Annotated in this window: 14 protein-coding genes; 4 read left to right on the top strand and 10 right to left on the bottom strand. The window is 59.5% G+C overall.

The genetic code is table 11. The features are described 5' to 3' along the window. Positions 1–195 precede the first annotated feature (195 nt). On the top strand, positions 196–2,433 hold the full coding sequence (locus HALKA_RS0116240; protein WP_018258995.1) for a CDC48 family AAA ATPase: 2,238 nt from the start codon (positions 196–198) through the stop codon (positions 2,431–2,433). Between the two features lie 71 nt (positions 2,434–2,504). On the opposite strand, the gene HALKA_RS0116245 is transcribed toward HALKA_RS0116240, so the two are convergent. From HALKA_RS0116245 to HALKA_RS0116295, 10 genes are all read right to left on the bottom strand, one after another. Then, positions 2,505–4,637 (bottom strand): CIS12 family contractile injection system protein, encoded by a 2,133-nt coding sequence (locus HALKA_RS0116245; protein ID WP_026190376.1) that lies wholly within the window; start codon positions 4,635–4,637, stop codon positions 2,505–2,507. A gap of 2 nt (positions 4,638–4,639) precedes the next feature. Beyond that, positions 4,640–6,565: a putative baseplate assembly protein gene (locus tag HALKA_RS0116250; RefSeq protein ID WP_018258997.1), complete on the bottom strand. Its 1,926-nt coding sequence runs from the start codon at positions 6,563–6,565 to the stop codon at positions 4,640–4,642. 2 nt (positions 6,566–6,567) lie between these two features. Then, complete coding sequence (locus tag HALKA_RS0116255; protein ID WP_018258998.1) at positions 6,568–9,714, bottom strand: putative baseplate assembly protein; 3,147 nt, start codon at positions 9,712–9,714, stop codon at positions 6,568–6,570. A gap of 18 nt (positions 9,715–9,732) precedes the next feature. Next, positions 9,733–10,131, bottom strand: a complete 399-nt coding sequence (locus tag HALKA_RS0116260) for a gp25 family contractile injection system sheath assembly initiator (RefSeq protein ID WP_018258999.1) — start codon at positions 10,129–10,131, stop codon at positions 9,733–9,735. Between the two features lies 1 nt (position 10,132). Continuing rightward, positions 10,133–10,423 (bottom strand): PAAR domain-containing contractile injection system baseplate protein, encoded by a 291-nt coding sequence (locus HALKA_RS22405; protein WP_044956823.1) that lies wholly within the window; start codon positions 10,421–10,423, stop codon positions 10,133–10,135. A 6-nt stretch (positions 10,424–10,429) separates the two neighbouring features. Beyond that, positions 10,430–11,176 (bottom strand): phage baseplate assembly protein V, encoded by a 747-nt coding sequence (locus HALKA_RS0116265; RefSeq protein WP_018259000.1) that lies wholly within the window; start codon positions 11,174–11,176, stop codon positions 10,430–10,432. After that, positions 11,173–12,195 carry a phage late control D family protein gene (locus HALKA_RS0116270; protein WP_018259001.1) on the bottom strand — a complete coding sequence of 341 codons (1,023 nt, stop codon included), beginning with the start codon at positions 12,193–12,195 and terminating at the stop codon, positions 11,173–11,175. Before HALKA_RS0116270 ends, HALKA_RS0116265 begins: the two co-directional genes overlap by 4 nt. A 1-nt stretch (position 12,196) precedes the next feature. After that, positions 12,197–12,871, bottom strand: a complete 675-nt coding sequence (locus tag HALKA_RS0116275; protein ID WP_018259002.1) for a CIS tube protein — start codon at positions 12,869–12,871, stop codon at positions 12,197–12,199. Between the two features lie 5,753 nt (positions 12,872–18,624). After that, positions 18,625–19,779: a hypothetical protein gene (locus tag HALKA_RS0116290; RefSeq protein ID WP_018259004.1), complete on the bottom strand. Its 1,155-nt coding sequence runs from the start codon at positions 19,777–19,779 to the stop codon at positions 18,625–18,627. 304 nt (positions 19,780–20,083) lie between these two features. Further along, positions 20,084–22,897 (bottom strand): ATP-binding protein, encoded by a 2,814-nt coding sequence (locus tag HALKA_RS0116295; protein WP_018259005.1) that lies wholly within the window; start codon positions 22,895–22,897, stop codon positions 20,084–20,086. A 207-nt stretch (positions 22,898–23,104) separates the two neighbouring features. On the opposite strand from HALKA_RS0116295, the gene HALKA_RS22020 reads away from it, so the two are divergent. The 3 genes from HALKA_RS22020 to HALKA_RS22025 all read left to right on the top strand — a co-directional run. Further along, complete coding sequence (locus HALKA_RS22020) at positions 23,105–24,325, top strand: eCIS core domain-containing protein (protein WP_018259006.1); 1,221 nt, start codon at positions 23,105–23,107, stop codon at positions 24,323–24,325. A 6-nt stretch (positions 24,326–24,331) separates the two neighbouring features. Next, on the top strand, positions 24,332–25,273 hold the full coding sequence (locus HALKA_RS0116305; RefSeq protein WP_018259007.1) for a DUF7958 family protein: 942 nt from the start codon (positions 24,332–24,334) through the stop codon (positions 25,271–25,273). Between the two features lie 47 nt (positions 25,274–25,320). Continuing rightward, a partial coding sequence (locus tag HALKA_RS22025; RefSeq protein ID WP_245545430.1) for an eCIS core domain-containing protein occupies positions 25,321–26,086 on the top strand: 766 nt, incomplete at its 3' end.

The following is a 26,086-nucleotide window of genomic DNA, read 5'->3' on the forward strand; positions in this document are numbered from 1 at the left end:
AACGCGTCTCAGAGACTGCGAAATATATCGACCGTGCGCTGTTGCGCGGTCGGTGCGGTAAACGGCTACAATAATCCGTATCAGTCTCTCCGTGATCTTCTCCGAAATATAGCGATCCGTGTATTCGACATGTGAGTCGATATCACGGAATATGGAAATTGTAAAGCCATTGCTTAATCACAACTACACTGGAGAATGAATCTAAGAGTCAAGCCGCTAAAACAGAAGGATGCAGGCCGAGGCCTCGCGACCCTCGATCAGTCGGCTATGGACGAGCTCGGTGTCGAGAATGGAGATTACATTCTTATCGAAGGTGAAGCAGGCAAAACGGTAGCCCGCATCTGGCCCGGGTACCCGGAGGATGATGGCCGTGAGGTCATACGCATCGACGGCAAACACCGAACGAAGATCGGTGCCGGGATCGACGACACGGTCCAGATCAAGCAGGCAGATGTCTACACTGCAGACGAAGTGAGGATCACCCTGCCGGACGACCTGCGCGTGACGGGTGATTTGAGTCCGATGATCCAGAAGAATCTCAAGGGCCAGGCCGTCACGACGGGGCAGACGATTCGAGTCTCGTTCGGGCTGGGGCCAGACTCGGTGGTGTCGAAACAGAAGGTGCCGTTAACTGTATCGGAGACGAAACCAGACGGAACTGTCGTCGTTACAGAATCGACCACGATCTCGATCGGCGAGCGACCGGCAGATGATTTCGTCGAAGATGACGATGTCGAAGACGAAGATGTAACACTCGATATCACGTACGAGGACATCGGGGGGTTGGACGACGAGCTCGAGCAGGTTCGAGAGATGATAGAGCTCCCGATGCGACATCCAGAGCTGTTTCAGCAACTCGGTATCGAACCACCCAAAGGAGTGTTACTGCACGGCCCACCGGGCACTGGTAAAACGCTCATGGCGAGAGCCGTCGCCAACGAGATCGATGCCCACTTTACAGACATTTCGGGCCCGGAGATCATGTCGAAACACTACGGCGAATCAGAGGAACAACTCCGGGAAGTATTCGAGGAAGCGTCGGAAGAAGCACCGGCAGTGATCTTTGTCGACGAAATAGATTCGATCGCGCCGGAGCGGAGCGAAACCTCCGGCGACGTCGAGCGCCGTATCGTCGCGCAGCTCCTCTCACTGATGGACGGACTCGAAGACCGTGGGGAAGTGACTGTCATCGGTGCAACGAACCGCGTCGATGCGCTCGACCCTGCACTCCGGCGGGGTGGGCGATTCGACCGTGAGATCGAAGTCGGCATTCCAGACAAGAGTGGGCGAAAAGAGATTTTGCAGGTACACACTCGTGGGATGCCCCTCTCCGAGGACATTGATCTCGACACATACGCAACTGACACGCACGGGTTCGTCGGGGCAGACATCGAGCAGCTAGCAAAAGAGGCTGCGATGAACGCACTCCGTCGGATCAGGCCCGACATCGACCTCGAGACGGACGAAATCGATGCGGATACGCTCGAGTCTCTCCAGGTCACGACAGATGATTTCAGAGACGCAAGATCTGGAATCGAGCCGTCCGCGCTCCGTGAAGTATTCGTCGAAGTCCCAGATGTCTCGTGGGACGATGTTGGTGGGCTCAATAACACGAAGAAGAGTCTGCAGGAGACGATTCAGTGGCCGCTCGACCATCCCGATGTGTTCGAGCGACTTGATCTGGAAGCGGCGAAGGGGGTTCTACTTTATGGACCACCCGGTACGGGAAAGACCTTGCTTGCAAAGGCTATCGCCAACGAGTCTGAAAGTAACTTCATTTCCATTAAGGGACCGGAGTTACTCAACAAGTACGTCGGAGAGAGCGAGAAGGGAGTCCGTGAAGTATTCGAAAAGGCCCGCTCGAATGCACCTGCAGTCGTGTTTTTCGACGAGATCGATTCGATCGCGACAGAACGCGGCCAGAGTGCGAGCGGCACTGGTGTCGGCGAGCGTGTCGTCTCGCAACTACTTACCGAACTCGATGGTCTCGAGAAGTTAGAAGACGTCGTTGTTATCGCCACGAGCAATCGACCCGACCTTATCGACAACGCACTGTTGCGGCCAGGGAGGCTCGATCGCCACATCCACGTGCCTGTCCCCGATGTCGCCGGTCGCCGAAAGATATTCGAAGTCCACACCGACAGCAAGCCGCTGGACAGCGAGGTCGACTTGGACGATCTTGCCGAGAGAACCGACGGGTACGTCGGTGCAGACATCGAAGCAGTCTGTCGCGAGGCATCGATGCAGACTGCACGTGGCTTTCTCGACGACGAAAGAGACGATCAAGATAACTCGGTGGACGAGATCAAGCTGCTACAGTCGGATTTCGACGATGCAATACAGGAGATCAGTCCGAGCGTCGATGCCGAGACAAAACGCCATTACGAACAACTGCAGTCACAGTTCGGTTCCGGACAGCCAGGCATCGAGTGAGGGATCGACATCGGCTGAGGTACCATCCGACGGGATGTAGAGGCGCCACCCTCCTGCTTTGGATCGAATCGTCAACCGTTTGCCTCGAACTCGGAATCGCTAAGATACGTGTCTCGCCCGAGCGTCGCATCGCCCAAGGAGAACGACTCGGTGTCGAGTTCGGTGTTGAGTCCCAGAAACGAACTGGTACCGAGGGTGAACGCGTTGTCGAGCGTCCGTATCGACGCATCGACGTGGGCCGGTTTCTCGGTCTCGACGATCGTCGCAATTGCGTCTCGATGTGATTCAGACTCGAACGGGCCACACAACACCACCAGCGACTGGTCTTTGGGGAGCAGTGACTCGTAGGCTTCCTGGTTGGTATCTTGCTCTACCGCGTCGAAGTCACTTCGATCGAGGATGATCAGCCGATGACCGGTGACCGTATCCGCGGATGTCGCTGGCTCCGGGCCGCCATCTGTTGCGTGGCGCAGGTACAGTTCGATGATCTCCTCCAGACCAGCACGCGTCCCTCGCTTTTTGTATAGTTCAGGCGCTCGAGAAAGGTATTCTCTCCTGGCACTCTCTGGCCAGTCGCGGTACTCGTTAGCTGCGAGCCAGCTTTCCAACCACGCAAGCGAATTCGTCGGAGTACCCGACGGGTCGAAATACTGTGTAATCTGCTCGATCTCTGATTGAATATCCGTGAACGACGTCTCGAATACCGAGAGGAATCGTTCGAGGAACGCGGCCGATCGATCGTCTTCTTTGTACAGTTCCGGCATGTACCGGAGGTACGACTTACGAGGGCAATACACCGTGACAGTATCGACGTGTGGTGAAGTAGTGGGAGTTCCGATGAGTTCGAACGCGACGTTGAGGTACCGACCGCTCGCTTCCCGCAACAGTAGATCTCGTGTCTCAGGCTCTGTAACAAGTTTCCAGTGGTTCTTGATATGAGACTCGAACGCATCAAGTGCGGTGCCTTGCCATCCTTCAATCTCAGCCGGCGTGACGCTCTCGCTCCGACTGGCGAGTTCAGCCGCGTCTGCTGATGTGAGTTCTTGTACAGTATCGACACCGAGAGACGACAGTGAATCTCGGATCTGATCGGAGAACGTCTCTTCGAGCAGCGTCGTCGGTTCTGATTGCTTCACTGTCGCCCCCGATCCACCATCAGGTTCGGTCTGTTCGATTAGCTTCAATTCCGGCTGATCTGTTGCGTGATAGAAGATACGCACCTGGGTGTTAACAGACGACCCGGTGCGTTCGAACGTCAGTCGATGCCAGTCGAGGTCACGCACACCTGAGTCGAACTGTGTTGCAGCGAAACCGACGTACTTCTCGCGGCTCGGATGAGTGAGATTCTGCGTGGTTTCGGTAAACATCTGGCAGCGTCTGTCTTCACCGACAATTGCATACAGCGTTCGCATGCCGTTCGTTCGAACGCGGCTGGTCAGTGTGTGACAGGCACCATCGAGCTCGATCAGTCGAGTGAACGACTGTGCTTCGGCGTCCCACTCGAACAGCCAATGCTCGCTTCGATCAGAAATCGACCCAGCAACGACGATCGCATCATCAAGCACCGTGAGCACCGACAGAGTGAACTGATCACCAGCGGCGGTGAACGATCCGGGGTCAGGGAGAGTGGGGTCGATATCCGACCCCAGCGTCCGGATAATACGACGTTGACGCTTCTTTTCGAGGGCGTAGACCTCGTCACCCGTCACCGCAATGTCCAGCAGATTCTCGAAAGTGTGGCGCTCTTCATCGGGCGATAATAGCGTGCCGTAATTGTCTATCACGTAGACACCACGATCCTGATAGGTGAGGCCTGTCGGGTGACGAACATCGGTCTCGAGTGGTTCCCGTTCGCGCCGTCGTTCCTGCGATATCCGTGTAATCGTGCTGTCGTCTGCTATGAAGAGTTGGCTCGAACTTGCGGCGATTGCACTCGCTTGCGGTACTCTGTCGGCCCCCCCAACGTTGATTTCTTGGCGTGTATCGGTCTTGGGATTGTATTGGTCCAGCGTGCCCGAATGGGAGAGCATGTACAGGAGCCCCGTTTCGTCGACAGCGATGTCACGCACCTGCTCTCCGACTGTCGACGTTCGGATCCCGGTCGTTTGAGAAAGTAGAATACCGCCGTTCGAGACGTCGATGTTTCGGCGTACCCAATTTTGCCACCCTGTCGTGCTTGTCGTCGTCGTGTAGGAAAACTCCACGGTCACTCCCTCCTCGCTGGTGTCATGTTGATCGTGATGTCGGCGATTGAAAACAGCGCCGTTTCGTCCACGAGTACTTCAGTCCCGTCGACGACGGTGCCACCGTGTGCAGTAATATCGAGGTTCGAGAGGTGATCGACAGCGTCGACAGTTGTTATCTGCTCTTTCAGTTCCTCGACGATAAGCTTCCGGCCAAACGGCCAGCCGTTTCCGTCGAAGCCAGTCAGTGGGTGCAGGTGCGAAGTGATGGCATCAGTGACAGCGGATTCGTACCCGCTTCGAGCGAACTCCGGTCTGATCGTGCCAGTGACTGTGAGTTCGAGTCTAACGTACCGCGGTCCGGAAACTGTCACCTGGTCGGCCAACAGCGTCCGTTCGAGGAGGTGATCACGAACAGCGTCGAGGAATGCATCGCTCGGTTCCGGACTGTTGACATCGGGTGGGGCGTACGGAACGACGATGACCGTCGTATGGCCATCGTTGTGCCAGACACCTGTCCGACCGATCCTGAGTCCAGGTGTGTTCGCTGTGATATATCGATAGTCGTCCATCGTCACTGCTCGATAGGGTTTTTGTAGGTCTCTCCGCGCGCGCCGTAAGGCGGCTTCGATGCTTTCAGCATCGCGACCACCTGTCGCCGACTCCAGTGGGAAGACATCGAGTTCACCGTCGGACTCGTCGACCTTCCCTTTCAGATCGGTAAATCTCCACGCGGAGTTCGCCGAGACGTTTCCTTGCTCACCACCGCCGTAGACGTAATCTGCCGTGATCGTCGCATCCGGAGCCGGAACGCGCCCGTGGGTCCCATCTCCGAACGTGACCTGACCGAGTTCTCTGTCGAGAACGTAGTGAGGGTCTTCTGGACTCGAGGCGTCGAAGTTTTCTACTCCCCTGAACAGTTCTCCGTCGACGTACACCTCCGCCGAGAGGATCGGTTGGTTCTCGAAGGCGTAGGTTTGATCGTTGAGAACGGGCGTGGTGCGGTAGTCGGTGGCATCCCCGGCCGGTACGAGCCGCTCTGTCGTCACCGAGGCTGCGTGACTCGCAGTGACGACGTTTGTTCTGATGGCATCGACCTGCGGTGGGATTTCGTGACCGGGAGTCCGAATGCGACATCGAATCCAGTGACGGTCAGGAGAGAGCCTATCCGGAAGTCTGCCGTCGTGGATCCGGCTGTCCACCAATTCGAGTTCGAGGAGGCCACTCTCGTAGAACTGGTTCGTGCCGTCACGAACGACCTCGAGTGTGCACCATCGGTCGTCACTGGCGTCGTTGTACTCCCAGGCCAGTTCGACAGACGGATCGAATGTCAGTTCACCGTCGGTCGCTGGCGCTGGCTCCGGGAGGTTATCGTCGTGGTACGCGACGTGGAGTGTCAGCCGGTCGCTCTCCAGAAACGGGTCCGTATCGAAGCCGATATACAGGCTATTTCCTCGAGAGCTGTTCTTACCGAAGGGCAGATAGTGCATCTCGTCGTTCCCGTTGGCATCCGTATGGACACTACTACCAAACTCGTCAACGGTCACGATCTCATCCAGAGACTCGGGTACAAGAACGAGATCTCGATCGGTTTCGAACTGATAGAGTGTGTCAGTCCCCTCGGTCACTGCCAATCTGCTACCGGCCGCGATTCGCTTCCCAATCATCGATCGCGGCGGGTCCACTCGGATCGAAGCCGTCGCGGGTTCGGGGGGATGAGGTCGATGGCCGACCAGCTGAAGGTATTTTTTGCGGTGTTCGTCGGTGATCTGGTCTAACTGGTACGTATGTGTCTCAGTTAGCCACGCGAGCACTTCGAGGATCGTTATTCCGGGATCGTGTGGGTTGAAATCCGTCCAGTTTTCAGAGTAGGCCGGAATCAATTTCTTTGCCTGCTCGAGAAGCTCTTCGTGTTCTCTGTCGTCGAGCTCCGGTAGATCCAGTCCCATTGTCAGTCCCCACTCAGTGTTACTGTGATTCGGTGTGATCCACTACAAATGAGCGTGTCCTCGGGTAGTGCCTGGTATCCCAGTTGGTCGACCAGCGAGTGTCGTTCCCCACCCACCTCGAAGGTCGCTTCGAAACTCGACACGTCTGTGACCGACTCGACATCCGCGAGCAGTTCTGTCAGTTCCCCATTTGTCGGTAGTTCGCCGAACATCCAGCCGTCACCACCGTTCCCCTCGAGAGGGTGCAGATGGCTGTCGAGCGCTTGTTCCGCCCGCGTTTTCAGCAGCGACACACTCTTTACGTTCGTCGCTCTGACCGTCGCCTGAATAGAGAGCTCTGTGTATCCCGGCCCACGGACGGCAATATCCGTATTGTCGTCTGCTGTGACTGCGGCTGGCGCATTTGCAGACAGTGTTTCCCGAACTCGGTGTTTCAGCTCGATCGACGGGACGGGCTTCTCTCGTTTTGTCTCCGGGACGATGAGTATCTTCACACGTGTCTGGTCACCACTGTGTTCGGGATCACAACTGACTCTGGCGAGTTCGGGAAACTCCGCTTTCGCCACGTTCTCGTAATCCCGTGCCGTCACGGCACGATTCCGGTGTTTGATCGCGTTGGTCGAACGTGTGACGAGCGTCTCGGTGGATTCGATATCAGCACCACCGTCGGCAGGTAATGGGTTCGTCACACCGTCGACGAGTGCGATCGAACTCTTGAGTTCTGTCACCGTCTTCGCAGCAACGTTCCCGTCCCGCCCGCCACCCGTCGTGTAGGTTGTTTTGATATTGTCCTGTCCGCTCGGGGGGATCATCCCGTTGTCGCCGTCACCGAAATCGACCGTGCCGAGGGTTCGGTTGACCACGCAGTGGCGGTCCTGCGGGCCAGAGTCGAGGAAGTCGTCGGTCGGAGTCCACTGGATCCAAAAAGCGGTCAGTTCACCCCGAGAATCGTACTCTGCCTGTGTCGTTTCCGGACGATTCTCACCCAACCGTCGACATTCACTCTCCGATAGGGTGGAAAATTCGTCGACCCACACGTCGATATCGATGACCGGTGCGTGTGCGCAGGCAAACGACTGATCGTGGGAACCGTCGCTGGAACCGAGTTTCTCGTCTTCGACGGTCACTTTGTTGTACGCGAGTTGCGTGTTCGGGTAAACACCCTCCAGTACTGGTGGTGACCGGGAACGTTCCGCCGCCCGACGCTCAATCGAGTTGTCCGTGGACTGTTCTGTTGTGGTAGCGGACTCCGGTTTGGCGGCTTGCTTCGGGCTGTCGACGTCGAACTCGTCGCCGGTGAGACGAGTTCGAATCCAGTGGCACTCCCGGTCGAACAGTTCGAAAGCAGTCGTCGGCGTCGGAAAAGTAAGCATGACGATCCCACGCTCTGTCAGGCCATCGGTCTGGTCTTTGACATCGAGTTTCTCCCACTCGAACTGTCCTGGGTGAGTGCAATACTCCCACTGCACGCCTGTGTCAAACGACGGTGGATACGTTGCGTCTTCGACAGGAATGAACAGCGTCAACGGTCCGTTCTCCAGTGTATCGTCAAACCCGAAGTAGACGCACTGTTCCGGATTGGGGGGCGGATCGAACGGTGTGAACGGCTTGTCGTCGAGGACCAGGTTCTCGCTATATGAAGCGTTGTTGTAACCGTAGACCGTCTGAAATTCCTGGTCTAGCTGTTCGTACTGGATCACCACGTCGTCATAGACAGGCTCGTCCGGTTCGCCGACGAGTCCGCCCGCTGCATCGTCGTCAGGCTGCTTGAACGTCGGTTGTCCGTAATTGCCACTGACCAACCGACCTCGAATCCAGACGTTTTCGTGACCGGCAACACTTGTCGAACCGATGTCGTCCGGTACCTCGAAGACGACACTTCCCTCTTTTTGCAGCGAATCCGTCCGGTCGGTCACCGACTCGAGACGCATCCATCCCTCGCCGTTCCAGTATTCCCACGTTATCTGTGGCGGTCCGGCAAGAATGCCTGTTCCACGCTCTGTGCGCTCACTGTCATCGCCACTATCGGGATCCGTCTGGTCGTCTTCTCCAGACGAGAGGAACGAAATTTCGACCGTCGCCCCGGGTTTCGTGAGGGCCTCTGCACAGGCGATCGAAAACATCACTGGCGGATGAGGATTCCGCCCGAAAGGGCGGATAACATCGTCATCGGCACTCAGTTGCATATCGTTCGACAGCATCATATCAGGCCGGACACCATCTTCCCTGTCGGAACTCGACAGGTGTACTGACATCGAGACGATTGCTCGTGGGATTTCGTCGGACTGTTCCTGCCTGTTACACCGGATCCAGCGGCTCTCCGTCCCGTTGACCTCGTGTATCGTGATCTTTCCAGGGACACGGAAGGCCTGTTCGGCGACTTCGTCGCCTTCCGGTTCCTCACGGGCGACGTTCTCACGCAACTGTGCCTGGAGGGCCTCGACTCCCGCATCGTCACCGACTTCTTCGGCCTCGACGACCTCAAGTTGGTGCCATCCGACATCGCCAGCAGGGTTTTCGCCATAGTACTCCCAGATCGTATTATCGAAGACCGCTTGTGCCTCTCCATTCGCCTCGATTCGGCAGGTAAACGACGACCCCTCGTCGAGGTTGAACGCTGACTCGTTTTCCATGTACAGCGTATGTGACTGAATGTTGTCGCCCGTAAACAGCTCTATGTGGTCAGCCTCGAGGCCGGTGTGATGGTCGACGATGGTGTCTGTATCAGGAGCGACTGTGATGATATCGGTGAGTTCCGCAGGCGTCGCCTCGAAACCACCGTCTCGTGTGAGTTCGAATTGTTGATTCTCCCCGTCGCTGGGCTCTGCGATTGCCGTTGTTCCGCCCGGGATCGGGACGTTCCGATCCAGATCCGGCGAGATGTCGAACGAAAGTGGTGCCCTCGCCGCTTGGGGACGTCGGCGATCGAAATCGAGTGCATCGAGAAACGCAAGCAACTGTTTGTCTGGAACCTCGTTGAGACGTTTGCGGACGGACCGCTCGAATGTCGAAAAGATGCGCATCAGTGTCCACCCGACGTCATTCGAGCGCGGTTCCCACGCAGTAGTGTATCCCTCTGCTCGGTCGAGGAGTGCTTCGAAAAGCTCCTCTTCACTACGCTCGTCGATTGTCGGTCTCTCTATCGTCATCTCAGTCGTTGCCCCTCACTATCCGTCCCCTTCAGTGATATGGAACGGATACACCATATTTGCGAGACTGTTCGTCGATCGGACATAGTACTCGATCTCGATGAGAATCCGATTCGGATCGTCATCGGCTGTGCGGGCCGAGATGCCTTCGACATCGATCCGGGGCTCCCATTTCACGAGGGCTTCACGGACACTCGTCTCGATCATGTTCAACGTCGCTGGGGAGGCCGACGAGTAGACGTGTTCGTGGATGTCACAGCCAAACTCCGGTCGCATCACTCGTTCGCCCTTCGCCGTCCCGAGAATGATCGAAATCGATTCACGGATATCAGCCTCGCTCTCAGAGGTTTCGATGTTGCCACGATGGTCCGTTGTGACAGGGAACTGCCAACCGGTACCGAGGAACTCGTCTGCCATACTATCCGATCAAAACGGTTGGGCAGCCGGCCGCGATCGTGTTCGGCGGGCCTGCCTCGACGATCGAGTCACCCAGCCTCGTTGCTGGGAAGTTATTTATCAGTACGCTAGTACTCCCAGCGACGACAGAACCGCCGACGTGAGGGGCCGGTCCACTCGACAGTGGACAACTGTGGAAGTCAGTGAGTGCGCGCCACGCTGGCTTGCCGCCGATGAGGACGTTCGGACTACCGACACCTGTGAGTGGTGTACCGTGCGCCGTCTGATCGCCGAGTCGTGCTGCTGGTTTCATGATGGATCAGTTGAGTCGGATGAGTGCACCTTTGATCGTGAGTGGGCCGGTGGCGTTGATACCCATCAGCCCGTTGCTCTTGACGTCGACCTTCGATTTCCCCGAGAGGGTCGCAGTGTTCTTACTGGAGATGTCTACTTTCGTACCACCCTTTACCTTGACGCTCTTGTCGCCCTCGATCGTGATGTTCTGTGCGGAGAGATTCAGATCTTTGCTCGCCTCGATATCGATCGTGTCGGAGTTGCCGTCCAACAGTATCTTGTTTTTCTTGTCTTTGTCGCGAATCAGTATCGTCTCCTTGTTTTTCGAGTCGTCGACGATGATTTCGTGGCCACCACTCGTTTGTATGGTAATCGACCCCTCGTCGTTCTTACTATCGTCTTCGAAAGTGAGTCGATGTTCGCTTCGTGAACGGATCTCGCGAGTTTTGTTCTTGCCCTCGTTTTTCTGCGGCGGTTTTTGCTTACCGTTCCAGAGACTCCCAACGACGTAGGGCTTGTGGATATCTCCGTTCTCGAAGGCCACGAGTACTTCGTCGTCAACTTCGGGGAGGAAGTACGTTCCGTACTGATCACCACTCATGGGCGTCGCGATCCGTGCCCAGTAACTCTCGTCATCTGCGTCACGCCAGGGGTACCTGAGTTTGACCCGACCCATGTCTTTGGGGTCTTCGTTGTTGGTGACGATAGCGACGACAACACCCTGGATACCCCCGGCCGAGGTCTCACCGTCGAAAAAGCCTGGTTCGCTCACTGTGCCACCTCCGTCGCCTCGAAGGTGGTCCGGTAGCCGGATGCACCCATCCGGTGTGTGGCTTTCGTCACGTGGTACGTTCCCGAGAACCGGTTGCCAAGCTCAGCGATTTCGACCGTCTTACCGGCCCGGAGATCCGGAATCCCGTCTGCCTCACCGTGACATTGGACCACTCCGTCTGCGAACTGTCCGTGTTTCGTCTCTGCGATCTTTTCGGCTTCGTCTCGTGACATTGCTGGTATTCTGTATACTTCTTTATGTTTCGCGTTCGAGCTAGACGCCGTCACGACGATCTCTTTCTTTTCGTCGATATTCCACGATCGAACCTCGACCTCGTGGGTCTCACTACGTTGTGTTATCTCACCGAAGAAATCGTGCAGTTCCTCGCCGTACCAGAGTTCTCCGATAGGATCGTTTTTATTTGCCGAAGACCGAGGTACGAACTTGACTGTATCTCGCTCCGCGTAGAACTCGAAGCCGTACGTGCGAGCGAGGTCGTCGACGAACTCGTAATCGCTGCAGTCATCCTGAATCAGGATCTCCCGCTGAATCCCGGCACCCTCGATATCGACCTTCGAGAACGCATATTTTGACAACACGTCGTCCACTGCATCGCCAATAGTGGTCTCCGTCCACGAATCCGCGTTGGCTCCTTGCATGGTCTGCCACAGGAGTCCGTATCCCGTGACTTGCACCGACGGTCCCTGGTCGACCGTGAAGTCGGAGGAGATGGATTGAATTTTTCCTGACAGCAAGGGAGTGAGTTCTCCCTCGTTTCCGTACCCCATCGAGATGTCGACCTCGGTTCCGATCGCGAAGTCGTCCCAGGAGAGACCTGCGAACTCGTCGAGCTCTTCGTCGAAGGGGTAATTGAGGGCAAACGTGAAGCGATCGGCACCTTCAAAAGAGGTCTCGACCACGAGATCTGCGATACGGCCACCCGGTTCCTGGAACTTCTGATCACCCACTGTCACCTTGAATCGCGGCGAATACCGTGGGTGGTTGTCGATTTGACTCATGTTAGTGGAGTGGGGGCAGTTCCAACTTATCGCCCGGTTCTATCGCACGCGGGTTGTCGATCCCGTTCTTGTCTGCAATTGTCCGCCAATGTGATACGTCACTGTACTCCTCGGAAGCGATCTGCCAGAGCGTGTCACCCTCCGATACCGTCCACACTTTGGTTTTGTCCGTCGACTCAGGAGACACCTCGGACTTATGATAGTCGGCGGTTTTGAACTCTTTGAACACGATTCCGACTCGAGCACGGACCGGAACACCACTGGGCAGGAACTTCGTGAACTGCTTGTTTGCACTCTCTACGAGGGCTGTGAACTCGATTCCATCCCCCCAGACGAATTGGCAGACCGGTGGGGCGTGTAGTTCTCCGTCCACCGAGAGAAGCAGATCGATGTATTTCGTGTACTGTTCGCGGACATCGACCTCTTTCGATGAAACGTTGTCCGTGTCCAGTTTATCCGTGGTGTCGAAAAATAGTTCCATCGACAACGTTTCTGCGTTGCCGTCCACGAACTGCATTACGGAAGCACCGGACCCTGTCGCCTTCATCTCGCCGTAATTGACGCTCTTTTCCAGAGTGTACGAGTTCGGGTTGAATTTGCACTCGACCTCTTCACCCTGTTTCTTTCCGTTCAAGATTGTTATCTTGGCTTTCTCTAGTTTTCCACTCGTTGTCATCGTCGACCCTTCCGTTCGCGTTCGATCCGTTCTTTCCGCTCCAGTCTACGGTACAACCGTTCGACGATACGGTCCACGTCGGCTTCGTATCGTCGTGAGTCGTCGGGAAGTGGAACATCGCCGCGTCTACTCCGAGTATCGTTGTCCGCCCGACGACCCTGTCTCCCGGGCTCAGTGTTGCCGTCGGTGAACTGTGGGTGTGTTCCTGTGTTGTGCACACCGGGCTGTCCAGGCTCGTTGCGCTGGGCCGTTCTGTCGGGACCTTCGAGTTTGTCAGCCGGCTCGGTGGCCTGCTGGATTCCCGACCCTCCTCCTTTCGGTGAACGCCTGGTCTGGGCAGTCGGTGAACGACCCTCACTTCCGCTGTTGCTGTACCCTGGACTGGGGTCGGTACTGAGATGCCGTTCCGTTTGTGACGGTCGAGATATCTCGGTCCGGCCGTCAGCGGGCCGTCTGTCCTGTGATGCACCGTTCTCTGCCGAACGCTGGGCTGTCTGTTCCGACTGTTCCATATCGGTGAAGCCCGTTCGCATCGGGGTACGGTAGACGAGCGACGGACGATCGTCGCCGTTGACATCCAGACCGTCAGATTCTGTTACGCCCATAGGGCCCTGTTTTTTCGATTCGTCTCCTTGTATTAAGTTTTTATTCATTTCAGCAATCACGTCACCGTTTTGATCCCTGGATGTCGATCGGTGACCGTTCGACCTGTCCTCCGGTACTGCCGTCTCTATTGCCTGTCGCCCGTTCGACTGTGGCTCCGCGGTCCCGAGTGTCCCGATCGATGACGATGTGGCTGTCTCAGGACCATCGCCGGGTTCGGTAGTCGTTGACGGTGTTGCTCCAGTCGCATCGCGTGTGCGTGTCTTTGCGTCGACATCCCGCGCCTTTGGAGCGGACACCGTCTGGCCCGGTTTGGGTTCGTCCTGGGCAGTATCCTCCGACAGCGTACGCGCAGTAGTTACGGGTCGGTCGACACCGGTCGTTCGACCGATACTGTCCGTCTGGTCGTCGTTCGCCATCTGCTGGTGTCGACTCGTCTGGACCCAGTCCCGCTGGGTCACTGTTTCAGCCAGTGTCGTCACCGACATCGTGTTGAGACGAGTCGCTGCCGTCTCCGATCGTTCGATACGTGACGTATATCCCGTCGTACCAGTCGCGTTCCCGGCGGGATCCGCTCGTTGTGCGGATTGTGCACCCCGCGATTCGACGGTCGGCCCGTGTTGGCTGTGACCGCCAACGGCGGATTGATCTACGAGTTCGAACGCTGAGTGTGCCACCTCCGTCTCGGTCGGCTGGGCGGTACCGCCGTTGCTATACTGTCGGCGCATAGCAACGTGCCCAGGTCCTCGATCGATCTGGGATCGTTCGCTTTCACTGTTTTGCTCCAGTCGGCTGTGGAGCGAGTCCGGTGTCTCGGAGTCCGTCAGTTGATTGTGGCGGCGACTACCTGTCGTCGACGGCGATGCGCCCATCTGGACGGACTGGTGTGGTACCGATCCGGCCCTCTGGCTGGCCTGCGATTCCAGTTGCTGTTGTTCTGTCGACGGCGTTCGTATCAGCGAATCGACTTCTGTCTCCGTTTCGAAATCAGTCTGAGAGCCGGCCACTGTACCTGTTCGACTGAACGACAGTCCTCGGGTCACGGTCAGATGCTCCTCGCTTGCTGTGAACTCCTGGTAGCTGCTCCAGCGAGTGTTCGTCACGGTCCCCGAACGGTCACCGAGAGTCGATCGTTCGGTCCCCATGCTCGGTACAGCTGGGGGTTCACTCGTGACGGCCCCGCCGGCCCGTTGCACTGGCAGTGTCTCGTGTTGCGCAGTCCGACCATCGCTTTCGGTGCGCCCTTGGTGCTGTATTCCGACGATATTAGACTTCACGCCGTTCTCGTCGATCTCGTCGTTCGATGGAACACGTTCCGATAGGGAGGACGGCTCGCTGTTGTCGCGAACGACACCGGTCGCCGACGGAGCAGCCCTTTTGCTGTTGGCATCCGAGCGACCGATCGACGAGGGGGCCGCCGCGTGTACCGAACGACCTGCTCGAGCTTCTGTCCTGTCCTGCCCGGCCGTTCGCTCAGGACTCACCACACCCCAAGTCACAATCTCTGAGGGACGGTCGTGCCCCGGACGAAGAGTGCTGTCGAGGGTGGCGATCGTAGGATTCGCGACCGTCAGGCGAATCGGACCGGACGAGTCCGAACGAACGACGGCTGATTCAGTTCGCTGTTCCGGAGATCTGATTTCGGGGACTGTGTCTGTTCCAGTTGACGTCGAATCCGGTGAATGTGTCGAGCGCCGCCCACTGGAGACAGGTCGAGGAGACAATGGCGATTCGTGCATTGAGTTCGCACCGGCTCGTTCGGAGTGGCGCCGGCCTGCACTTGTCGTCGTGTGCCCTCGGTCGTCTAGCTGTGGTGAGCGAGCGTTGGTGTTGGCCGGGCCCGTTGGCTGTCTCTCCCGCCGTCGGTCCGGATCGGCCACTCGCTGTTGGACAACCCCTGGTTCCGTGTCTGAGGTGGGAGCCGATCCGGTCGGAACTGATCGAGCGCTCGGCGCATGAGGGTCGGTAGGTCGCCGATCTACGCTGCCCTGATCTGTTCGTTTCCGTTCCGTGGCGACCACTGTACCGACGTTCTGTGTCAGGTGTTCCGTGGTTCCTCGCTGGCCACTTTCCGCACCACCGGCGGAACCCGACTCACGCGAGGGTGTCAGTAGCGTGTGCTGGCCAGTGGCGACCAGTCGAGTTCTGGTCGACGCGCGCACGTCGAGTCGCGTCCAGAGAGCAGGCTTCTTTGACCGTGAACTCACACTGGCACTCTCTCGGTGAGGCCGCCCACTGCCCTCGTGGTCGATGCCACCTGTCCTCGCTGTTCTCTCGTGGTCGATGCCGCTTGTCCTCGCTGTCCCGGCGACCGCTCGACGCGAGTACTGATGCTCTGTGTCCGCAAGCTTCTGGGAAGCAGGAGCTGTCGTTCTCGTCCTGCGACGATGAGGGCCAGCGCTGTCTGTCACACCTGGCGCGGATGGCTCGCCGCTCGTTGCGGGCACCGGTGCCGACCGTATCGCGTCGGAGTGGCCGGGTGCCCCCGGAGAAGCGTCCGGGTGACGGCCCTGTTGGTCGGTTGGGAGTGCCTGTGCACTGTTCTCACGACCGTCGATATCCAGTGGCTCCCTGTCTGCTGACACTCGATCAGCCTGGTGGACGTGATATGATCCGTTCCTGGGCGGTACTGTCGGCGCCGCAGGTGGTCCGGCTGTACTGTCACTCCTCTGTACCGGTTCTCGTGTTCCCACCGTGTTCGTCTCTGGTACGGTCGCCTGGTGGCGCTGTCCTGCTGTCACTCTCTCCGCAAATGATCGCTGCCTAGTCCGTCCCCGCCGGTGGCGGACGGACGCTGCGGACATCTCAAGTATCGTCGCCGTGCTCCCATAGCTCCGGGACAACGACGCAGGAGTCTGTCCACGGACCCCCACAGTCAGCTTCGGTGTCGTCGGCGCCTCGGTGCGGGTGGCGTCCGCGTGGGTTGGGATATCAGCGGCCCCGCTTGCTGGCGAGGGTCCATCAATGGGCGTAGGCGGTGCAGCCGGCGTGGGAGTCTCGGAAGGCTCAGCAGTCGACGGTCGGGTACGCGCGCTGATCCAGCGCTGCACTGCCGGTCGCTCCGACTCTGGTCGAAGGTCGGTCGCAGTCGCCCGATCGGGAGTCGCCTCGGGCCGTCCAGTCAACGTGCCAACTCGGCTTGGCTCGGACAGGTGCCGACTCCCTGTTGTTCGCTCCGGACTCGGACTAGACTCGGATGGTGACACCCAGGACTGCGAGGCTCCAGCGGCACGCAGTCCGTCGCTGGCCTGATCGGTACCGCGGGTCTCGGCCTCAATGGCTTGGGCCTCCCGTCGCCTCCGGACAGTCGTCTCCACGTCACCCGCAAACTCGCTCCCCCCACCAGCCACAGCGTCGGGTCCCGTCGAGTCTCGATGCGACGACGTGGCGGGCTGCTCCGAGCGCTGCGAATCAGATCGTGCGGGAGACACCGTCGGGGTGTCCCTCGTTGCGGACGTGGCTTCGACAGTGTTGCTCGTGGTCGTCGTCAATCGGTTGCTCGACGCAGGCGGCGTCGACGACGGTATGGTGTCCGACCCACCAGTCGACAAGACCGAATGTGAGGGGGCACCACGACTGTCCGGTCGAGTGTCCCGTCCGATGGTCTCACGGCTGCCTGTCATCGGTTCGTCCCGATCTGTCGCCACTCCTGGCCGCGAACCGACTGTCGATGGAGCCGTCACGAGTCGTGCCATCGGTGCCTCGTGAATCGACTCACGACCGCCGGCACTGTGGGGGACTGACGCAGTCGACACAGATCGCGTGGATCGTCCGTGGGGCATGTCACGCTGGGTCGACTCCACTCCGGTCTGAGTTCCAGATTGGACTTCTCTCACTGCCGATCGTTCCTTCTCGACAGATCGTCGTGTCGTCGGAGTATCGGTATACTCGACAGGAGAAGCGGTGCCCGATGGAACACTGTGACTGTCCGGGCCCGTGTCACTCACTGGCTGTCGTGACACGCTACTGTTGTCGGCTCCGGCGAGCAATCGATTGCCGGGTCGGTTCGTACGTTCCGCTCCGGCCTGCTGGCGGCGTAGTGCTTCCTCCGTCGTGTCCCTCGTCGCTGCACGAGCGTCTGACTCGGTCCGGACGTTCGTCGTGGGAGCTCTATCGGCACCCCGCCGCGCTTGAAAGTGGTTCTCCCCGCTTGGACCCGGTCTCGATCGATCAGTCGCCGCTTCGGTCGACGGCACCTCTGTAACGGACCCTGCCACAGTCGGCGTCGTCACAGTCATACGACGGGGTTGCCAGGGTGAGGTGACCGATTGGGTCGACGGCGTCGGTTGCTCGTTCCCTGCGTTGTAAGACGAGTCGCGAGCCTCCGACGTGGTCGGAGTTACAGTCGTCTGGGACGCTCGCTCTCTCTCCGTCTCGATGAACGTTTCGCCGGCCGTATCACCGGGGTTTTGACTGTGGTCTGCGGTTGCGGTTCCCCACCCGCTTTGTCCTGACCGCGTCGGCGACGGCCCGTCTACTGTTCGGACGGGCGACGATGGTGACTGGGGCCCGTCTGCTGTTCGGACGGGCGACGATGGTGACTGGGGCTCGTCTACTGTCCCGTCCCTAGAGTCCGCAACTGCTGGGGTGGGCTGTGGACTGTGCCCCGCAGTCTTCGCAGCCAAGTGCTGTTGGTCGGGAGAGTCGAACGCACCTCTGGTCCCCGTGAGATACGAGAGGTGGTCATCGGCCAGCCAGCTGATCGGATCGTCCTGCTGCTCGAGTTCGTCCGTTGGCAACAACGACTCCTGGGGTTCGTCGCCGTCGGCTGTGTCACGCGGTTTGTTGCGCTGGAACACCATGGTAGCAGCGCCGTATCTGTCGATGATACGGAGAGCAAAGCCACCGATCAGCCGATCGGGGTCCAGTCGCGCGATGCTCCCGTCCTGGTGGGCCACGCTCCCGATGGTGTCCCCGTTCGCAAGGCCCCCAGCCGCTGTCCTGATCGCTGGCTGGTCACCAAGAGAGCTGGGGTCGTCGTCGCTCGCTGCTCCGTGTCGGTCGCTGCTGACAGTTATGTCACGAAGTGGCGAGTCCGCGTGGTTGGTGTCGGGAGGCGTGTGTCGTCTCATCTGCGTTCTGTGATCGGGAGATTTGTTCGGAAGATCGATCTCGCATCGGCTCGAATCGTCAACATCGAAACCCGGGGCCTAATCCTGTGGTGTCGGGTCGACACCGGACTCCGACAGCGGTTTCGTACGGGCTGTCGCTGTCGTCCTATCAGTGTCGGTGACCTCGTCGACGTGTTTTGTGCTCTCTCTGTCGATGACTGCGGCAGCCTCCTCCGTCCACTGGAGGTGATGGACTTCGTTGTTGGGGGTGTAGATCGCTGGCGTCTCACCACCCTGTTTCAGATCGTATCCCAGTGGCAGTTCGATCGCCTCGTCGTTGGGTTCCAGGGAAAACTCGTCGGCGATCTCCAGGGAACCGTACTGGCCGGGTTTCAACTGATAGTCGAAGTCCGGCCGATAGAGCGAGAGATCGGTGTCCTGGATGAGTGACTCTGCGAGCGGGACCGTCCGTCCCGACGTGTTCTTGAGGACCAGTTCGCGCCCATCCCGTGACTCCGGACTGTTCAGGTCGATGATGGTCAGATTCGCGCGTTCGACGGTCGTCTTTTCGTACCGGTTGTAGGTGAACAGTGTCACGACGATCCAGAGGAGGCTCGCACAGAGCACCGACGGCCAGAGCGGCCAGCCCTCCGTGTACAGTGAGCCGAGGACGTCGACGATCAGACCGCCGCCGACAGCGACGAGGAGACCGATAATTATCGAGAGCGTTCGGCTCTCGAGCCCTTTGGTCAGCACGTAGGCAGTGGCCAGTGATTCCTTGAGCGAGTCGGAACGCGAACTCCGACGGTACGCCAGCAGTACCGCGCCCACCACAGTGGGCCAGGTGAGAGCGGCACCGAGGACGACAACCGGAAACTCGAGCATGTTCGCAGCGTACCCGATCGCGAGTACTCCGGTGACGACGATCGCCGAAGCAGTCCCGAGCAGTGTCGATTTCGCCCACGTAGAGTATCGCCCCCAGTGATCGTGGGCCCGTTCTTTGTTGATGCGATACAGGTAGTAACTCCCGGCGACGACGAGTCCGACGAGGAACGATACGCCGAACACGACACGAGACGGTGCTACCGCCCCAACCACAGGAGCCTCGTAGCTCGGAACCCAGTCCAGCAGTCCGGTCAGTGAGTAAATACCGACCATGAGGAGTCCCAGCAGCAGAGCGATCACCATGACCGGAAGGAGTGGCTTGAGGACCCCTTTGATCGCCTTTTTGAGTCGTTTCTTCATCCGGCTCATCCGTCCGCCTCCACTCGCTGCGTAGGTGTGTCTCCGATCATCGTACGTATCCTCCCGTGGTCGCTCGTCACTGCCTCGCTGTTCCGATCTCCGCACGGCCCGGGAAACAGCGTGTGACTCCCAAGCACCGTGCGCATAGTTTTCGTTATCGCATTGTAAGATGAGGACTATAAACACTTTGATTATACCGTCCTTTGCCATGTTCGAATCGTCGTCGTGTGTGCCCGGTCCGTCACGGATCACCTGTGTGCTCACCGCAGCTATCGGTGGGGACGCTCACCAGAAATCGCGACACGCGTCCGTATCAGTGGGCTTGCTTCGAGCCATCGACTTTGGTGATGTCGAAGATACGCCACCCGTCTCGCTCGGGCCGCAGTTCACACCTGACTGGGAGCGGTCGACCATCGATATCGTCCGGGACGTGGCTCCCGGCCAGCTGCTGGTGGAAACCGAGGACGACTCTGTCCTGATCGTTCGTGTGACGGTCGATCTCACCCTCGATCGAGAGGTCGCCGTGTTTCATCAGCCTGAGGCTCCGATGGGAGAACTCCTCGGCGACGGCGTCTGAGTGGTACAGCTCGTGTGCGCGTTCGTCTGCATCCGATAGCCGGGAGAAGAACTCCCGAACGACCGTCTCGGGTGAACGCCCGTCTCCGGGGTCGACGCGCTCGGCAGACCCCTTCTCTCTGGTCGTGCCATCGTCAGTGGCCGCCGGCGACGCCCCGTCGTCATCCACCGACGTCTGGGACTCGTCGTCAGTCCCCCGGAATCGTTCGAGTTCCGTCTCCCAGTCACGCTCGACGCCGTGGGTCTCGTACTCCCGAAGGCGATCCTCGTACTCACCGTAGTTCACCTGGAATCCGGCACCGCCTGCCTCCCGCGCGTACTGGAGCGCGCGCAGTACGTGATCGAAGGTGATCGTGACATCGTCCAGTTGTGCCGTCCCGTCGGCGAGCGGTCGCCCCTCGTGTGCCTCCGTCGCCGCGATGTAGGCGGCGTACTTGGCGACCTTGCGGATCAGTGCCGGCGTCGTCGTGATCCGGCCGAGGAACTCGTAATCGAACGTCTCCGTCGCGACGTCGGCGTCGTCCGGGAACACGTCGGTCCAGAACTGCCGTCTGATGAGTTCCTGTGGTTTCTCGAAGGCGATGGAGTGCTGGATCCGCCGTTTGAACGCCGAGTCGATGCCCGAGCGTTTGTTCGTCGTCAACAGGAGGATGCCGTCGAACGACTCCAGGCGTTGCAGCAGGAAGTTGATCTCCGTGTTCGCGTAGCGGTCGGTCGCGTCCTTGACTTCGGCGCGCTTCCCGAAGATCGAGTCGGCCTCGTCGAATAGCAAGATCGCGTTGGATCGTTCTGCTTCGTCCAGGAGCGTCGCCAGTCGACTCTCGGTCTCGCCGACGTACTTGTTGATGATCTGTGAGAGGTCGACCCGGTAGAGATCGAGTCCCGTCTCGTTGGCGATGATCTCCGCAGCCATCGTCTTCCCGGTACCTGGCTGGCCATAGAACAACGCGACGACACCGTCACCGCGACTCCCGGGTTCGCCGAAGCCCCACTCGCTCGTGACGGCACCGCGGTACTGGAGGTGACCGCAGAGTTCCCGCAGGTGTGACTCCTGGCGGTCGTTGAGTGCGATGTCGTCCCAGGAGTAGCCGGGGTCGATCGGTTCGGCCAGCGTCTCCAGATTACTCGCCGAGTAGCGCTTGCAGGCCTCGTAGAGGTGCTCGCGGGTCAGCCCGCCGTCGACGGGTGCGAACGCGTCGTCGTCGGACTGTGGTGTCGGGAGGTCCTCGTCGGCGATGTCGTCCGCGTCCGTGCCGGTCCGACAGAGGTACCGCGCGGTCCGGACCGCCCGGCGGATGTCCCGCTGGGGGAGCCGGAAGTTCGTCGCGATGTGAGTGATCAGCTCCTCGTCGGCGAACTCCGCGGCGTACTCCGCCCAGACCCGCTCGCGGACCGACTGGTCGGGAAACGGACACGCACAGATCTCGAGGCGGTGGCCCGAGAGTTCGACCTCCGGCGTCCAGGCGTCGGTGTGGCTCAGGAAGACATCGGCTGGGGCTTCGTCGACCAGTTCCGTGATCTCGTCGACGCTCAGTGGCTCTGGCGCGTCGTCGACCGGGAGAGGCGCCTCCGCGTCGCCATCGGCGTCGGGCGAGGGTTCGTCGTCATCGGTGACGGCCCCCAGGTCTTCCAGATGGATCGCGGCGTCCCGCAGTGCGGCCTCGCGGTGCAGTCGCATCTGGACCTCGGGTGACCGGAGCACTGCGTCGGCGTCGGCCCGGAGCAGTGGCGTCTCGGCGTCTGTCAGCGCCGCCGGGAGCCGATCCCTGCCGGTACCTGCCTCGCCCCAGCAGTAGAAGATCGTCGGCGTCTCTGCGGCCGACGACCGCCGGTCGATCGCCGCGACGGTGTCGGCGGTCTCGTCGTCGAACACCAGCGCGTCCGGACGGCGGTCGGCGCGTTCGAGGGTCGCGATCCCGTCGAGCGCGGGGTCGAGCGTGTCGTCACCCTTGAGGTACTGGACGATTCGGTCGTCGACCGAGAGCCGATCGAAGGCGTCGGGCCGGGACGGCCCGGCCGACCGACGCCGGAGCAGTCCGTACTCGAACAGCGGACTCGTCGGGCTAAGGACGGTCGCCGGCGCGGGGGCCTCATCCTCTCGGCCGTGGCCCATCTCGATCAGGAGGCGCTCGACGAAGTCCACCGTCGGCATGACCGGCTCGCCAGTGCCCTGAATGCGCCCGTACATGTTGCAAACGCTCCGGTCGAACACGGGCGCGAGGACCAGCAGGAACGCGTCGAGATCCGGCCGGGAGAGCTCGAACTCGCGGGTGAGCCGATCGAGGCGGAGGTCCACGTCCGTCCCGCGAGTCGCCGCGATATCGCGCTCGATCGACGCCGCCCTCCTGGCGAGGGTTTCGGGCAAATCGGTGCCCACTCGGTCCTCCTGCTCCCGTCCCGCCAGCGAGCGAACTCGCTCGCCGACAGTGCTGAGACTCGCGCCGAACGGCCCGATCGGATCGCCGTCTTCGTCGGATTCGGCGACGGCCGTGACCGCAAACAGGATTCGGTCGAATTCTGCCTGCAGGTGGTCGCCGAAACGATCGTACATAGCGTTTCGTGCTCTCCAACAAAAATTAAATTTTCCCTGTTGGGGCGAGTGACCGCCTGTTTCCAGCGTGGCATCTGCAGCGAGATCGCCGCAGCCGGACCTGTCCGATAGAAACAATTATTACGCCACCATCTGATGAAAGAACAAATGCACACCGTCCGAGAAGTCCCTCGCCGCTCGTTCACGTCTCCGATGGAGGATCGATAGATGGCCGGGAAGAAAGCCAACCGCAAACGCCGGTCGAATCGACGCCGCGACGACGACCAGACGACCACCCAGCGGCGCGAGGGGCGCTCAACGACTCGCCAACAGGATGCTGCGGCGCGCGAGAACCCCATGCTCGCGCCGGCCGTCCTCTCCCCGGAGCGAGGCGATATCGTCCCGACCAAGCCTTTCGAGCAGCGAAACCAGGAGACCCACGACCGCAACATCCAGCGCGCGATGCAAGACACCGCCACCAGCCAGGACGAGGTCCCAGAGCAGGTCCTGGATGTCGTGGGCTCGGGCGGGATGCCACTCGAACGCTCCGTCCAGGACTCACTCGAGGACCGCATGGACGCAGACTTCTCCGACGTTCGCATCCACACTGGCGCGAAAGCCGCCGAAGCGGCGGATGCGATCGACGCCAAAGCCTTCACCTGCGGCAATTCGATCGTCTTCAACTCCGGCGAGTACGATCCATCCTCTCCAGAGGGTCAGTTCTTGCTCGCCCACGAGCTCGCCCACGTCGAGCAGCAGAACGGTGGGGCGCCGCTGTCGATGATGCCCCAGGAAGGACCGGAGTTGGAGATCGACCCGGATCCGCAACTCGAACGCGACGCCGACCAGGCTGCCGAGGAGGCACTTCAGGGTGAGGAGCCGCTGACCGTCAATCGGCTGGACACCGACGTTCACGTCCAGCGATTTGCAAAGTATGAGGCGCTGGAGACATTGGCGATGTTGGAAGTTGAGAACGAGGAAGAGTCGGATCAAATCAGTGATTTCAGGGAAGGCCAAAACGATAACCGCATTACATACCTCCGGTCGGTCCTCAACGAGTACAATCCAGATTTCCAGGATATCGGCGACGAAGACGGAGACATTGGAGACATCTCGGAGCGCCTCCAATTGAAGGAACTTGACGAAGAGCTAGCGGAGAAACTCGACGACGTAGCCCTGACCGACGACCAACGGCAGAAACTAGAGCAAGGAATCGACACGGGCGAGTGGGTCGACTACGGGACAACAGGGGCAGAAACTGTCATCGGTTCTTTGCTACACCCGCTGGCTGGGCTGGCCACCGGTCTCGGCATTGCAGTCCTAGAAAACCGCTTCGGCAAACTCGACGGCGACATCGAAGAACGGTTCGAGAAATTAACCAAGGAACTCGAAGAGGAAAGCTATCTCTACGGTGAGGGTGACTCAACTGGTGACGAACTCGGGAAGTGATTCACAATGGAAGCTGAAATTACAGGCGAAAACGACGAGCGGATTGGTCTCTACGTCTACGACAACAACGATGTGGAACACTGGATAGAGATGGATTTCGACGGCGAGATCAAGTACCACGACACAGAAGGCTACCCAAAACACCCATCAGATCGCACGCAGGAAGAAAACGAGCATGGTCGGCAGGCCCGTCGCTACGCCAAGTATCACGTCTACCGCGAGCGGGGCTACGAGACGATGCCTCGGCACGAAAACCCAGATTACCTCGCCGCTGCCATGATTGCACTATCTGGCTTGGCCGATGATAGCATAGACGAACAGTTCGGTGACCTCCGCAAGCAGATTGAGAGCCATTACGATGGCTCGACAGTGGAGTTACCATTCGAAGACGCACATCCCGATGACCCACTCGTCTACCGGAAAGACCTCTACCTTTCGCCGGACCCCACTACCGTCGAACCGCCCCTAGTCGATCAGTACGCTGATGTCGTGGCCTCGATTCGGGCAGACTCTGAGGCGGTCCTCACGGAATCCGACGACATCGAACACCAGCTCCTGGAGTTAGTAAGCTACCAGGACCGTCTCGACTCCGAACTTCTGTCCTTCGAGGTGGAAGCGGTTTCGGACATGTACACGTTGCATACCGACGGCAAAACCGAGCAGACCACCGAGCCCACCGCACCACTCGACCGCGAGCCCGATGCGCGGATCGAACTGCCGCCGCTGGATATCCGCCAGTTCGACCTGTTCAAATTGTTGCTCGTCACGAACCTGAGTTGCCAGGTCCGGGATCGATTTCTGATGATGGGCGAACAACCGCCGGAAGCGTTTCAGCACAGAGGCTTTGGTACCTATCGCGGGACAGTCAAACAGCAAATCAACCCGATGTACGAACAGTACTATACGTTTTCGGGCTCGACAAGCAACTGGACGCCCACAAGCCCCTGACCTGAGAGATGCCTTCACTCAGGACTGCACAACGTGAGTTGACCACGATGGAAGTGTGGCCAGGATACAGGCCGGTCAGTCCTGAGCTAAGTAAGGCAGACCACGAGGAGTGCCAACCGGCCGCCGACGCCGTCGACACCAAAGCCTTCACGTGCGGCAATTCCATCGTCTTCAACTCCGGCGAGTACGATCCCTCCTCAGCTGAGGGCCAGTTCCTACTGGCCCACGAACTCGCCCACGTCGAGCAACAGAACGGTGGGGCACCGCTCTCGATGATGCCCCAGGAAGGACCGGAGTTGGAGATCGACCCGGATCCGCAACTCGAACGCGACGCCGACCAGGCTGCCGAGGAGGCGCTCCAAGGCGACGAGCCACTGACGGTCAGCCGAATGGGCACCGACGTGCACGTTCAGCGAATGCCCGCCCAGCAGGTACCTCAGGCTCTGGAGCTGTTCAAAGCCGAGGTCGAAGGGGGTGTCGGCGGCTCGTTCCAGCAATCACAAAACCAAAACCGCATCGACTTTATCGAAGACGAACTCGAGGGGGCCATCGACAACATCGGCACCCACCAGGATGCGCTCGAACACCAGGAGGAAGCGATCGTGGATGCGCGTGCCGCCGGTGACGAAGAACGCTCCTCTGCACTCGAAGACGCCAAAGAATCCATCCACGATCGCATCGCCGAACTGTACGAGCAGCTCCAGGACGGCGCCCAACAGATCGCCCTCACCGACGAGCAACGCGAGAAACTCGACGACTTCGACGGCGGCGAGTTCCTCACCGAACTCGGCTGGACGGCCGCGAAAGGGCTGG

This window comes from Halomicrobium katesii DSM 19301, from assembly GCF_000379085.1.
Lineage (GTDB): Archaea > Halobacteriota > Halobacteria > Halobacteriales > Haloarculaceae > Halomicrobium > Halomicrobium katesii.

Excerpts from the sequence above, each read along its gene's own strand:
- HALKA_RS0116240 (WP_018258995.1), top strand. The coding sequence starts at position 196 with ATGAATCTAAGAGTCAAGCCGCTAAAACAGAAGGATGCAGGCCGAGGC.
- HALKA_RS0116290 (WP_018259004.1), bottom strand. The coding sequence starts at position 19,779 with ATGAGCCGGATGAAGAAACGACTCAAAAAGGCGATCAAAGGGGTCCTC.
- HALKA_RS22405 (WP_044956823.1), bottom strand. The coding sequence starts at position 10,423 with ATGAAACCAGCAGCACGACTCGGCGATCAGACGGCGCACGGTACACCA.
- HALKA_RS0116305 (WP_018259007.1), top strand. The coding sequence starts at position 24,332 with ATGGAAGCTGAAATTACAGGCGAAAACGACGAGCGGATTGGTCTCTAC.
- HALKA_RS0116260 (WP_018258999.1), bottom strand. The coding sequence starts at position 10,131 with ATGGCAGACGAGTTCCTCGGTACCGGTTGGCAGTTCCCTGTCACAACG.
- HALKA_RS0116255 (WP_018258998.1), bottom strand. The coding sequence starts at position 9,714 with ATGACGATAGAGAGACCGACAATCGACGAGCGTAGTGAAGAGGAGCTT.
- HALKA_RS0116295 (WP_018259005.1), bottom strand. The coding sequence starts at position 22,897 with ATGTACGATCGTTTCGGCGACCACCTGCAGGCAGAATTCGACCGAATC.
- HALKA_RS22020 (WP_018259006.1), top strand. The coding sequence starts at position 23,105 with ATGGCCGGGAAGAAAGCCAACCGCAAACGCCGGTCGAATCGACGCCGC.
- HALKA_RS0116270 (WP_018259001.1), bottom strand. The coding sequence starts at position 12,195 with ATGAGTCAAATCGACAACCACCCACGGTATTCGCCGCGATTCAAGGTG.
- HALKA_RS0116275 (WP_018259002.1), bottom strand. The coding sequence starts at position 12,871 with ATGACAACGAGTGGAAAACTAGAGAAAGCCAAGATAACAATCTTGAAC.
- HALKA_RS0116250 (WP_018258997.1), bottom strand. The coding sequence starts at position 6,565 with ATGGGACTGGATCTACCGGAGCTCGACGACAGAGAACACGAAGAGCTT.